A 12,073-nucleotide genomic window follows, 5' to 3' on the forward strand; every position below is an offset into this window, starting at 1 on the left:
TCCTTTCACTTCATCCGTTTTGTCAGTCCTATCAGTTTATTGCTTTTCGATTGGCGCAAATGCGGCAAGGAGACGCTTAATGCCTGTAGGGCTTGGGAAGGCAATATCAAGCTCTGTACTATCTCCACTACCTTTTACACTCACAACCGTGCCAACGCCCCATTTTTTATGAGCGGCTTTATCACCGACAGCCCAGCCAATGCTGCCGCCGCCTGTGTTTTGAATGGTTTGCGTTTGGGGACGTGAGACAGGCCCTCGTCTTTGCGGTCTTTCTCTCGTTTGGCCAAACGGTGTTTTCGTTTCTTTTTTCTCATTTAGGTTGTCCAATAAATCAGCTGGTATTTCTCTGATAAATCGTGATTCCAGATTCATGTTCGTCCGGCCGAATAACGTTCTCATCTTCGCACTTGATAAATAAAGCTCTTCTTCGGCCCGTGTGATCCCTACATAAGCAAGACGGCGCTCTTCTTCCATCTCGGCATCTTCCATTAGTGAACGGCTGTGCGGGAAGACGCCTTCTTCCATACCCATTAAGAACACAACAGGGAATTCAAGTCCTTTTGCTGCGTGGAGGGTCATTAAAATGACCGCATCCTGATCTTCTTCCTCAGCCTCATCCAGCTTATCAATGTCTGCGACGAGGGCGAGGTCTGTCAGGAAGGTGACAAGTGATTTATCTTCATTTTGTTCTTCAAAGTTTTTAGTGACCGATAGAAACTCGTCAATATTTTCTAAACGGCTTTGTGCTTCAATCGTTTTTTCGATCTTCAGCGCTTCACGGTAACCTGTTTTCTCTAGGATCTCTTCCGTTAATTCAGTGACAGATAAATAATCCTGCATGTTTGTCATTTGGTCAATGAGCTGTTTGAACTCATCAAGTGCATTGGCTGCTCTTGCACTGAGTCCAATGAAATCCACCTGACCAAGTGCTTCAAACATAGAGAGATCATTCATTTCTGCGTATGCGGCAATTTTATCAACAGAAGTCGCCCCAATTCCACGCTTTGGTACGTTGACAATGCGCGCAAAACTAATGTCGTCATCTGGATTTGCCACAAGGCGTAAGTATGCCAAAATGTCCTTGATCTCTTTTCTGTCATAGAACTTCGTGCCGCCGACGATGTTGTATTGAATGTTCGCCTTCATTAACGTTTCCTCTATGACACGTGACTGAGCGTTCGTTCGATAGAGGATCGCAAAATCAGATAACTTACGCTTGCCGCTCTGATGGAGCTGACGTATCTTGCCAGCGACAAATTGACCTTCACCGAATTCATTATCTGCACGGTAATAGGCAATCTTCGCTCCTTCGTCATTTTCTGTCCAAAGGTTTTTTGGCTTACGGTTTGAATTGTTTTGAATGACCGTGTTTGCAGCATTCAGAATACGTTTAGTCGATCTGTAATTTTGCTCAAGCAAAATCACTTCACTGGACGGATAATCTTTTTCAAAGGAAAGAATGTTTGTAATATCCGCTCCACGCCAGCGGTAGATGGACTGATCCGAGTCACCGACCACACATATATTTTGAAAACGCTGAGCGAGCAATTTCACAAGCATGTACTGCGCTCTGTTTGTATCCTGATACTCATCGACATGAATGTATTGGAATTTTCGCTGATAGTGTTCTAATACTTCAGGGATCCGCTCAAACAGACGAATCGTCATCATAATAAGATCATCAAAATCGAGTGATTGGTTTTTGAGTAATCGTTTTTGATAATCTGTGTAGACGTCGCTGACCACTTGATCGTAAAAGTCACCGGCTGTTTTTGCGTATTCCTCTGCGTCAATGAGTTCGTTTTTTGCACTACTGATTGAACCTAAAATGCTACGTGGATCAAACTTTTTAGGATCGATATTTCGTTCTTTTAAAATGTTTTTAATGACTGAAAGCTGATCAGATGTGTCTAATATAGAAAAGTTGCGATTCACACCAATACGGTCAATATCGCGTCGTAAAATGCGCACACACATGCTGTGGAACGTAGAGATCCAAATGTCATCCGCACCAGGCCCTAAAATGGCTTGTACACGCTCACGCATTTCTCTTGCTGCTTTATTTGTAAAGGTAATCGCTAAAATATTCCACGGTGCCACATGCTTTTCTGCCATTAAATACGCAATTCGATGCGTGAGCACTCGTGTTTTTCCACTACCTGCTCCTGCCATCAGTAGCAGCGGCCCGTCTGTTGCTTTGACCGCTTCTTTCTGCGCGTCATTCAGCCCTTCTAATAGATGATTCGATATTTCATTCATTTCATTCACCGCCAATTCGAACTTATGTTCTATTTTAACCCGTTTCGTCTTGTTTGACTATGATGACTTTTTCACTGCGTCGACTGTCTTTAACGCTTCTTGAAAATTGTCATAAATGACGTTTCCCACTACGACAACGTCTGCATGCTGTGCAAAGTCTTTCGCCTGCTCTTTGCTTTCAATACCGCCGCCATAAAATAGAACCGTTTCATGTAGCACTGCTTTGGTTTCTTTCACAAGCTCTATGTCTCCAAGCGTCCCGCTGTATTCTAAGTAAAAGATGGGCAGTTTCATCAAGTGCTCTGCCACTCTCGCATATGCCCTTACGTCATCTATATCCAGTGCCGTATTTGCCTCTGTCAGCTTAGCCGCTTTACACTCTTCGTTTAAGATGACATATCCTTCCGGCACAATCTCTTCCATTGACATCAAATCACCGTATTCCTTCATCGCATCCTTATGCAGACCAACAATCCAATCAGGATGAGCGCTGTTTAACACAGTGGGGATAAAATACAAGTCAAAGCCAGGCACAATCATCTCATGTGTCGAGATTTCAAGGACACATGGCACAAGAAAGCGGCGCACCTTTGACATCAGTTGCAGCACGTTGTCTTCTGTCACGTTGTCACTGCCGCCAATCAAAATGGCATCCGTACCGGATTCACAAATCGCTTCAAGTTGTTCATCGGAAATCTCTTTATTTGGATCGAGTTTAAAGACATGCTTCCACTCGGTAACATCATACATGAAAAACGTTCCTCCATTCGTTTCATTCCATTTAAATATTATAACAAAATCAGACACCGCAAAAAATGGGTAACCTCCTTCAGCTAAAAGTTTCATTCTTTTGAAAATAGTCGATTTTCACTTTAGGCGAGGTGAATGGAGACTATATGAAAACTCCACTTCAAGAGGAGCTGAGGGAGATCAATAGATGGATGCTGAACTGAAATGAGAGCTACTTCATCTCATCACATGATATTATACATGAAAGGAACATTTTACTATCGACCAAGCAGGTGAATGATTTGAAAAGAACCATCACATATGATCAAACGATCGACATCGGATACATCTATCTCATCCCGCCTCGAATCGGGACAATCAAAGAAACCATTGAATTAGACGTGAATGAATGTGTGAACGTAGACATCGACAAAGAGGGCCGAGTGGCTGGGCTGGAGTTATTTGCAGAAGAAGCCAAGGTGTTGAAGCACACACCCGTTTATGAGGACGAGCTTTCGTTACGTTTTACGGATCAGGAAGTTCTCTCAACCTATCATTTATCGGGCATTGAATTTCTTTTCTCGACGCCTGATCACAAAGGGTTGATCGGTTTTACGATTGTCGATCCTCTTCGATATCACATCAAAAAAAAGACAAGAAAAAACCGTTTTGAATGGTCAAAACGGTTTTTCTAAACTATTGTCTCACTTCATTAAAATAATGAACAGATGTCATGGCCCCTTCATCGACCATCTTGTTGTCTTGAATATCTAACGGATCAGGGTGACCAGCTTTTTCAGGAACCTTTTCATCTGATCGGAACATCCTTGCCCATTTTTTGAGATGCTGTTTATTTTTCACTGCTAATAACACTGCACCACCAACCCCTAATCCTGCAAGTACATACGCATTCGGACGCTTATTCATGTATGTTCCCTCCCCTTATGATCTTATTTGTAAGTTACCCCGCCTCTTCATTTCTAAACGTCACAATCTGTTGAAGTGGTTTCTCTTTCAATGAAAAGTGGAATAACAACAATAATGATAGAGAAAAGAGGGGATTTTCGTGACAACAACTTTCATCGTCATTGGCGCATTATTAGTGATTTTTTTCATCATACCAATCATTTTATTCATCTGGATTTGGATGCGAGATGAAAAACAGGAAGAGCATTCTGTCCTACGAAATTATCCGGTCATTGGAAAGCTACGGTTTATTTTTGAAAAAATAGGACCTGAGCTTCGTCAATATCTGTTTCTAAATGATCGAGAGGAGCTTCCTTTCTCAAGAAGAGAATACGAGCAAGCTGTCATGTCTGGGAAGTACAAAAGCCGGACAATGGGCTTTGGATCAAAACGTGATTTTGACAAGCCTGGTTACTATATTCGCAACGTCCTATTTCCAAAGCAGCGAGATGAGTTACGCATCGATCAATCTGAAAAAATCCAAACAAAAGTGTATCAGATCGATCAAGACAATTTGTTGAGAAGAAGTGAACATACCAAAGAGATCGAAGCAAAACCTTACTATCTCCATCAAGACGATGTACAAGTGATAGGCGAGCACACATGTCAAAAGCCTTTCCGTGTAAAAGGCCTGATTGGTCAGTCAGCCATGAGCTACGGATCTTTAGGCGACAGGGCCATTACAGCATTATCCTCAGGATTAAAGATGGCTGGCGGTACGTGGATGAACACAGGTGAAGGCGGGCTTTCTCCCTATCACCTCAAAGGCGGAGCTGATATTATATGCCAGATTGGGCCTGGTCTATTTGGCGTGAGAACAGAGGATGGCGCTTTTTCCTTTGAAGAGTTTAAGAAAAAAAGCGAGCACGAGGAAGTCAAAGCCTTTGAGCTGAAGCTGGCTCAAGGAGCTAAAACACGCGGCGGACATATTGACGGTGAAAAGGTCACCGAAGAAATTGCAAGCATCCGTAAATTGCCGCCCCACCAATCCATTGACAGTCCAAATCGATTTGAGATGTTCCACTCCATTCCTGATATGTTTGATTTCATTGAACAGTTGCGAAGTATAGGCGGAAAGCCTGTCGGCATCAAGCTTGTGGTCGGACATAAAGAAAACATTGAGGAACTTGCAGCGTACATGAAAAAAAGCGGAAAGCATCCTGATTTCATTACAGTAGATGGCGGAGAAGGCGGCACTGGTGCTTCCTTTCATGAATTGGCAGATTCCGCAGGGCTGCCGATTTTTACGGCACTCCCAATGGTTCATCAAATATTGAAAGAATACGGTGTCAGAGATCAGGTAAAACTCTTTGCTTCTGGCAAACTTCTCTCCCCTGATAAAATTGCGATTGCCCTTTCCATGGGAGCAGATTTTGTGAATATCGCACGGGGCTTGATGTTCTCGGTTGGCTGTATTCGGGCGCAAGTATGCCACACGAATAAATGCCCAGTTGGGGTTGCCACGACAGATCCAAAGCTGCAAAAAGGTTTATCCATTGAAGAAAAGAAATACCGCGTCTGCAATTATATCCTGTCCCTTAGAGAAGGTTTGTTTAATTTATGCGCAGCAGCTGGAATTGAATCACCTATTCATTTTAACGAAAAACATATTATTTTTAGACAAGAAAACGGTCAGACAAGTGAAGTCCCTATGTTCTCAGGCACAGAGCAGTCTGTCTAGCTTAAAAAGGTGCGTTTCCGCACCTTTTTTCGTTGACATTCTTGCTCAATCACGTATAAAGAACTTAATAGATCTTTGATAAGGAGAAAGAGTATGCGTGAAAAAAAGGTCCGCGGTATGAAACGAAAGACTCAACAGATCATAAAAGAAATGAACGCAAATACGCAGTCGTTTCCGGAGAATGTTTCTGACTACTGGCACCTGCCTCTACCAGCGGCTTATGATTTTATGACTTCCAACAGAACACCGAAAAAGATCAAACGTCTATGCATTCAAACTCTATTGAATAGAGCTGAGCATCTCATTGATTTGAAACCAAACGACGGGGACATATATCGTGTCGTGGTCGCAGTCGATCTGCCTGGATTATGGCATTCACAAATCATTGTGTTTAAAGGGGATTCTTATGTGAAAGATTTCTTCAACAGACAAGATGAGTATCAGACATGGCTTCCCCTTTCTGATCAGAGAAATATTCAAAAAGATTGGGATTTATCTGTTCCGCAAAATATGCGAACTATCGGTTTTAAGGAAGTAATCACTGATGACGATGAAGTGTCCTATGAAGGTGAACGATGGTTTATGGGGGAACTTGATGACATCAAATAGAGCCATTTCAAATGAAATGGCTCTTACTTGTTCAACTTCAAAACGACAAATCATAAAGAATGTTTGCAGTGAAAGCTGCTTTATTTTGTTTCGTCCGTTGCTTGTTGCTCTGCTACGCGGTCAAGTGCCATCGTATAGGCATCATTTCCGTAGTTCAAGCAGCGTTTGACACGTGAGATAGTGGCTGTACTTGCACCTGTTTCCGTCTCAATTTTATGATACGTATTTCCCTCGCGAAGCATACGCGCTACTTCAAGACGCTGTGATAAAGATTGGATTTCATTGATGGTGCACAAATCATCAAAAAATCGATAACATTCTTCCAGGTCTTTAAGGGATAAGATGGAGTTGAATAGCTGATCTAAGCTTTTGCCCCTTAATTTATCAATTTGCATCTTTATACATCTTCTCCTTTACTATTGGCACACCGCTCCGCACTGACTTTTCCGAGAAAGCGGTATCTTTCCTGACTCATTTTTTTCAACCTCAGCAATGAGCTTTGAACGAATCATGACAGGTTTGGTTCTACGCTGAAAATGCCATCAGGTTCTTTCGTAAGCCGAAGCTTCTTTATCGTAAACAAATTCGACAAGTTTTGTCATATTCCTTGTGCGACAATCTGACAAACTTGTTTGCCTCCGATATCTAGAACACTTCTGCTCTGTTAGGTCTTTCCCTAAAAAACAGTATGTGTAGAAAGCTTGGCGAGACGACAAACCTGCGCCCCGCCTTGCTTGATTATTCAAAATATGTTGGTCGGCCAGCGTAACCGACAGATTCATTTTACAATTGGGCACTTCATTCGTCATGTCAAAGCCCTATGCTTTGTCACCATATCTAGCAGCGAAGAGATCTTTTGCTCACTCCTGCCCTATAACAGCGGTCAGAAATCTAGCAAATATGATACAGCTCCACTCTGTTATATTTTAACGCATTATAGACGGAAAGAGTACAGTTTTTTTCATGACATCAAATATTCCTCTTGGTGTCACCCGAATATACGGCAAGTGTGTGCTTTGGAAAAAGACAAGTGTATCAATCGGGCAGTCAAATGGATACCCGCGCTCAATGAGTAGCTCGCGTAACGTTTGCTCCTGCTGAAGAACCGTTTCAAACGATTCAGCTGATGCACAGCCTGATAATTGCAACGGGATTTCATGCAAAATCTTTCCGTTTTCTGCGAGCACAATTCCCCCGCCAATTTCTTTCATTCGCTTATGAGCAAGCATCATATCATCTTTATTTTTCCCAATCACTAAAATGTCACCAGTGGTTGAAAATGAGCTGACAAACCCTTGCACCTTGTTTGCAAATCCTTTTAACATTGTGTTCACGCGCCACTCGCCTTTTCGATCAATCAGACTGAAGAAGCTTTGATCATGGTCACAGGACAGCTGATTGACAGAGTTATCAATCTCCACTGTATAAGGCTCCATAATGACAGCATTTCGCATTTTGACACCAAGCGGCATTGAGAATTGCAAGTCACTCATTGTCAGGTCATAGCTTAAATCTAATGGTTCAAGCCCGCCATTTTCCCATTTTGTCTCTTGGAATTGATGCTGGTTCTCCCCCTCTAATTTAAGGATCACCCCTTTAGAAATCACCGTTTCTGGATTTGGATTCATCGGATCATCTAAAATATTCAAAGAAGCCAATCGACCAGGACCGACCACGCCTAATAAGTCATCAATTTGATAGTATTTCGCAATGTTAAAGGTCGCCATATTGTACGCATCAATAGTAGGCACGCCTTCTTCAAGGGCAATGGAAATGAGACGATTGATCATGCCTTCTTCATAAAAGTGAGGCGCTGATCCATCTGTTGTATAGAAAAAGTGATCGTAGTGCCTAAAGTCACGCTCATGCAACTCTCTTAAAATGTTCACTAAATCTGGGCGGATGGAAGAATGACGCAACGACACATGATAGCCAAGAGACAAGCGTTTGAGCACATCGTCTGCATTCATTGCTTCATGATCACTGTCCGCTCCAAACAGCTTCATTTTTGTTAGCGTTTTCTCAGAAGCCCCAGGGAAATGCCCTTCAATTCGTTTTCTCTGCTTCTTCGTTTCTTGCATGCAATATAAAATGAGATCATCACCGTCCATTAATCTTGGCCAGCTCGTTAATTCGCCGCCTTGTAGGACGTCGGGATGATCAATCCATTCTTTCCGATAGTTAATAGGAAGCATCTCATCTTCATACCTGACCTCGGTTTGAAGATCGTATCTGGACCACCAGAAATACTGAAATGGCTGCTTTTTTAATTCGCATAGAGTGGAAAGCGCTTTCTTTTCATTGCTTTGCAAAAGAAGAAATAAGTTATCGCTGACCATCGTTGTTGTGCCAAATTGAGACACATATTCTGCAAGTGATTGGGGATTATAAATATGGAACGGATGCGCGTGAGGTTCAATATACCCCGGCACAATGTATTTACCTTCACAATCAATCACACGTTTAGCTGATTTATTTTGAGGAAGCTCTGCTCCGACATAAACAATTCGATCATCATGTATCCAAATATTTGCCTTCACCCATTGCTTCAAAAACGGGTTTAGCACGAGTCCATTCGTTAAAAGGAGTGTTGGAACTATTTTTGAGTCGACTACATCGATTTGTGTGCGGATGTCATTGTTTCTCCAATTAAAAGTACGTTCGGACATTCACATACTCTCCTTCATTTGTATTAGCCCTATCGTAACATAACGAACCACGTTACGCATTAATGAAACGTTACAATTTCTTGAAATCACACTTAAAATAATTTAAAAAAGGAGAATCACTTGCAATGAAACCTAATCTTGGCTTAATGGAAGCGCTCATGAGAATTGCCTGCGGAATGACGATATGTACTGTAGCTGGATCCTTATATGCTCGAAAACCATGGAGTAAAATGCTGCTTTTTGGCATCATGCTCGGCGGATTAAAATTGGGCTCTGGTATTCTTCGTTTTTGTCCAGTGACCTATATGTGTGAACAGCAGAATACACATAAAGAGAAGGCTGAGTAGACAGCCTTCTTCAGATTGTTGACAAAGAGCTAAAATGAATTTTATTTTAGCTCTTTGTCTTCCTTTCAGCGTGACATGAAAACCTTTGAAGTCTAGGAAGGGCGAGCAACGGCGCACAGACCAGCAGGCGAATGCGAGGGTTTATCTGCACGCTGGAGAAGGCTGAGTAGACAGCCTTCTTTTTTTGTGTGTGAATCACTCCGCTGCTTCGCACCATTTGACCAACGTACCAGCAATGATTTCTGCTGCTTCAATGACATGTTTGATCTCAATGGATTCATTCGGGAAATGGGCAAGCTCTGTCGTTCCAGGTCCAAACACAATGATTGGGATATCCGCTGCTTGTGACAGTAATCCGCCGTCTGTCCCCCAAGGGGCGGCTTCTACCTTTGGCGGGTGCTGCATGACCTCTTCATATTGTTCCTTCAATAGACCTAAAAGCGGGTGATCAGAGTCGATTGACCCTGGAAGCCACCTAGCACCAAACCACTCCACCTCCACTGGATGTTCTTGAAACCAATCATCTTTTTCAGCGAGTCCAGTCATCCAATTTTCTAATTCCTTCTCTGCCTGCTCAACTGTCTCACCTGGCATCACACCAAGCCTGCCTTCCATTGTGACAAGATCTGCGACAGAGGACGGCCAATCACCGCCTTGAATTTTCCCAATGTTGATTGGAATTGGAATCGGGATGTGCTGAAACAGAGGCTCCGTCACTCGCTGATTTCTTTCTTTTTCTAGTGCCGCTATATGAGAAAGGACCACCGTGCTCTTTTCAATAGCCGAAACACCGTGATACCTTGTTCCGCCATGAGCTGCCCTTCCTTTAATATGCAGCCTGAACCACTTTGATCCTTGCTGAATCGGAAAAATGTTCATATGACTTGGCTCTGGAATGATGGCAGCATCCGCTGTGTACCCTTTCAATATTGCTGCAAGTGTGCCTGCTCCGCCGCTTTCCTCTTCGACGACACTATGAAACACCACATCTCCTTTCAGGGGAATCTGAAGCGTATGCAGTGCCTCAAGCGCAAAGAGTAAAGAAACGTTTCCACCTTTCATATCTGTTGCCCCGCGTCCATAAAGTCTCCCGTTTATGATATGCCCGCTGTAAGGTGGATATGTCCATTGATTCTTATCTCCTGCCGGAACCACATCTACGTGCCCGTTTAATAAAATCGATTTGCCGCCACCTTTTCCTTTCAATCGCCCAGCAACGTTGGGACTCCCTTGAAAAGATCGGCGCGGGGAATAAAAATAAGGATGCTCTAGTAATTCATCGCCGCCAATTTCCCAAACGTCTACATCAAAGCCAATGGCGGACAGTTTATTGGCCACGATCTGCTGAACCTCTTCTTCATTTCCTTGGGTGCTGTCACATTGCACCATTTGCTGAAGAAGCGTAATGGCTTCATCCTGATGCTCTTTCATCCAGTTTCTGATACGTGTCATTGGCTGCAAGTCGTTCATCCTTTCTACACAACAGATTTGACATCAGGCGCTAAAATTAATGGCGCTTCAGTCGCCCTGATGACATCTTCCGGCTGAAATGGCGGCATGACTTCACGTAAAATGAGCAGCTGAGACTTGACCTCAATGACCGCCATATCCGTAATAATCAAATCGACACACGCTTTAGCGGTTAATGGCAATGTACAAGCCGTTTTCACTTTAGATCGACCGTGTTTATCCAGATGGCTCATCACCACTACCACTTTTTTCGCTTTTTGCGCCAGCTCAATCGCTCCGCCCATACCCGGTACTCTTTTCCCCGGTACAATCCAATTGGCAAGATCCCCTTGGCTGCTTACTTCAAGTGCACCCAAAATCGTCATATCCAGCATTCCTTTTCGGATGATGCCAAAAGCAGTCGTACTGTCCATGTACGAGCCGCCCTTTGTTAACGTAATGGGAAAACCACCGGCATTGCACAAATTCGGATCTTCTTCCCCTTGCAGAGGCGAGGCTCCTGCCCCCATAATGCCGTTTTCTGCATGCAGCCACACCTCGTAATGTGATGGAATGTAGTCTGCTGCTAGGGTCGGAATGCCGATCCCAAGATTCACAATCATGCCATCTTCAATTTCTTGTGCTGCTCTTTTAGCAATGCGGTGTCTTAAATCGATGTCTCCCATGCCCATGCCCATGTCCAGTTCACTCCTTTTGATTGCACGATTTGATTCACAAATACGCCTGGCGTAACGATTTCTTCTGGATCGAGCTGCCCCGCTCCCACAATTTCTTCTGCCTCCGCAATGGTCCAGTCTCCTGCCATCGCCACAATCGGGTTTGTATTCCGTGCGCTTTTATCAAAAATCAGGTTTCCCACTTCATCTGCTTTGTAGGCATTGACGATGGCAATATCCGCTGTGAGCGCAGGCTCTAACATATAATTCTTCCCATTCAATTGAACCAATTGTTTCTCATCGAGATTCAGGCTATCCATCCCAACATCTGTCACAATGCCCGCCAGCCCCATTCCGCCTGCTCTGATTTTTTCTGCAAGAATGCCCTGCGGATAAAAATGAACGTCTAATGTACCAGCCTGCATTTTCTGTCCGGCAATGGGATTTGAGCCGATATGGGAGGCGATGATTTTTTTCACTCTTCCTTCTGTGATGAGCCGGCCCACACCAATTTGCGGGAAACCTGCATCATTTCCGATCAATGTCAGATCTTGAATATTTGCTTCCAAAATGGCATCAATCAACGATGGTGGTGAACCCACGCCGCCAAATCCGCCAAACATGATGGTCATGCCATCTTTTAATCGCGTCATCACTTCATCCAAACCCACAGTTTTGTTCATGTTC

12 protein-coding genes are annotated in these 12,073 nt (G+C 43.5%); 4 read left to right on the forward strand and 8 right to left on the reverse strand.

The genetic code is table 11. From position 1 onward, the window contains the following. Window positions 1-36: 36 nt before the first annotated feature. Together pcrA and pcrB are read right to left on the reverse strand one after the other, a co-directional pair. Window positions 37-2,259: a DNA helicase PcrA gene (pcrA, locus tag FBF75_RS17125; protein ID WP_017366764.1), complete on the reverse strand. Its 2,223-nt coding sequence runs from the start codon at window positions 2,257-2,259 to the stop codon at window positions 37-39. A gap of 57 nt (window positions 2,260-2,316) precedes the next feature. Continuing rightward, window positions 2,317-3,009 (reverse strand): heptaprenylglyceryl phosphate synthase, encoded by a 693-nt coding sequence (gene pcrB / locus FBF75_RS17130; RefSeq protein WP_035391431.1) that lies wholly within the window; start codon window positions 3,007-3,009, stop codon window positions 2,317-2,319. A gap of 281 nt (window positions 3,010-3,290) precedes the next feature. Here pcrB and FBF75_RS17135 point away from each other — a divergent pair, with 281 nt between their 5' ends. Beyond that, window positions 3,291-3,683: a DUF2283 domain-containing protein gene (locus FBF75_RS17135; protein WP_035391433.1), complete on the forward strand. Its 393-nt coding sequence runs from the start codon at window positions 3,291-3,293 to the stop codon at window positions 3,681-3,683. Window position 3,684: 1 nt separating this feature from the next. Here FBF75_RS17135 and FBF75_RS17140 read toward each other — a convergent pair whose 3' ends face one another. Next, window positions 3,685-3,915 (reverse strand): hypothetical protein, encoded by a 231-nt coding sequence (locus FBF75_RS17140; RefSeq protein ID WP_035391434.1) that lies wholly within the window; start codon window positions 3,913-3,915, stop codon window positions 3,685-3,687. Window positions 3,916-4,054: 139 nt separating this feature from the next. Between FBF75_RS17140 and FBF75_RS17145 the strand changes: the two genes are divergently transcribed. Together FBF75_RS17145 and FBF75_RS17150 are read left to right on the forward strand one after the other, a co-directional pair. Further along, window positions 4,055-5,635, forward strand: coding sequence for an FMN-binding glutamate synthase family protein (locus FBF75_RS17145; protein ID WP_035391436.1), 1,581 nt, complete (start codon window positions 4,055-4,057; stop codon window positions 5,633-5,635). Window positions 5,636-5,728: 93 nt separating this feature from the next. Further along, on the forward strand, window positions 5,729-6,244 hold the full coding sequence (locus tag FBF75_RS17150; RefSeq protein ID WP_035391438.1) for a DUF3916 domain-containing protein: 516 nt from the start codon (window positions 5,729-5,731) through the stop codon (window positions 6,242-6,244). Window positions 6,245-6,324: 80 nt separating this feature from the next. Here the strand turns inward: FBF75_RS17150 and FBF75_RS17155 are convergent, their stop codons facing one another. Continuing rightward, window positions 6,325-6,639: a YerC/YecD family TrpR-related protein gene (locus FBF75_RS17155; protein ID WP_007496879.1), complete on the reverse strand. Its 315-nt coding sequence runs from the start codon at window positions 6,637-6,639 to the stop codon at window positions 6,325-6,327. A gap of 531 nt (window positions 6,640-7,170) precedes the next feature. After that, window positions 7,171-8,913 (reverse strand): adenine deaminase C-terminal domain-containing protein, encoded by a 1,743-nt coding sequence (locus FBF75_RS17160; protein WP_007496880.1) that lies wholly within the window; start codon window positions 8,911-8,913, stop codon window positions 7,171-7,173. Window positions 8,914-9,038: 125 nt separating this feature from the next. On the opposite strand from FBF75_RS17160, the gene FBF75_RS17165 reads away from it, so the two are divergent. After that, window positions 9,039-9,260 (forward strand): YgaP family membrane protein, encoded by a 222-nt coding sequence (locus FBF75_RS17165; RefSeq protein ID WP_008344274.1) that lies wholly within the window; start codon window positions 9,039-9,041, stop codon window positions 9,258-9,260. Window positions 9,261-9,455: 195 nt separating this feature from the next. Here FBF75_RS17165 and FBF75_RS17170 read toward each other — a convergent pair whose 3' ends face one another. The 3 genes from FBF75_RS17170 to FBF75_RS17180 are packed head-to-tail and all read right to left on the reverse strand — an operon-like array spanning window position 9,456 to window position 12,069. Continuing rightward, entirely contained in the window at window positions 9,456-10,721 is a 1,266-nt protein-coding gene (locus FBF75_RS17170) for a peptidase (RefSeq protein WP_050827027.1), read from the reverse strand. A 14-nt stretch (window positions 10,722-10,735) separates the two neighbouring features. Further along, window positions 10,736-11,401, reverse strand: a complete 666-nt coding sequence (locus FBF75_RS17175; RefSeq protein ID WP_025206868.1) for a 3-oxoacid CoA-transferase subunit B — start codon at window positions 11,399-11,401, stop codon at window positions 10,736-10,738. Further along, entirely contained in the window at window positions 11,377-12,069 is a 693-nt protein-coding gene (locus FBF75_RS17180; protein ID WP_136944981.1) for a CoA transferase subunit A, read from the reverse strand. Before FBF75_RS17180 ends, FBF75_RS17175 begins: the two co-directional genes overlap by 25 nt. Window positions 12,070-12,073 lie beyond the last annotated feature (4 nt).

This window comes from Bacillus sp. S2(2019), from assembly GCF_005144805.1.
Taxonomy (GTDB): domain Bacteria; phylum Bacillota; class Bacilli; order Bacillales; family Bacillaceae; genus Bacillus; species Bacillus altitudinis.

Bases quoted from the DNA above. Each gene is read 5' to 3' on its own strand.
- pcrA (WP_017366764.1), bottom strand. From the start codon at position 2,259: ATGAATGAAATATCGAATCATCTATTAGAAGGGCTGAATGACGCGCAG.
- pcrB (WP_035391431.1), bottom strand. From the start codon at position 3,009: ATGTATGATGTTACCGAGTGGAAGCATGTCTTTAAACTCGATCCAAAT.
- FBF75_RS17140 (WP_035391434.1), bottom strand. From the start codon at position 3,915: ATGAATAAGCGTCCGAATGCGTATGTACTTGCAGGATTAGGGGTTGGT.
- FBF75_RS17150 (WP_035391438.1), top strand. From the start codon at position 5,729: ATGCGTGAAAAAAAGGTCCGCGGTATGAAACGAAAGACTCAACAGATC.
- FBF75_RS17155 (WP_007496879.1), bottom strand. From the start codon at position 6,639: ATGCAAATTGATAAATTAAGGGGCAAAAGCTTAGATCAGCTATTCAAC.
- FBF75_RS17160 (WP_007496880.1), bottom strand. From the start codon at position 8,913: ATGTCCGAACGTACTTTTAATTGGAGAAACAATGACATCCGCACACAA.
- FBF75_RS17165 (WP_008344274.1), top strand. From the start codon at position 9,039: ATGAAACCTAATCTTGGCTTAATGGAAGCGCTCATGAGAATTGCCTGC.
- FBF75_RS17175 (WP_025206868.1), bottom strand. From the start codon at position 11,401: ATGGGCATGGGAGACATCGATTTAAGACACCGCATTGCTAAAAGAGCA.
- FBF75_RS17180 (WP_136944981.1), bottom strand. From the start codon at position 12,069: ATGAACAAAACTGTGGGTTTGGATGAAGTGATGACGCGATTAAAAGAT.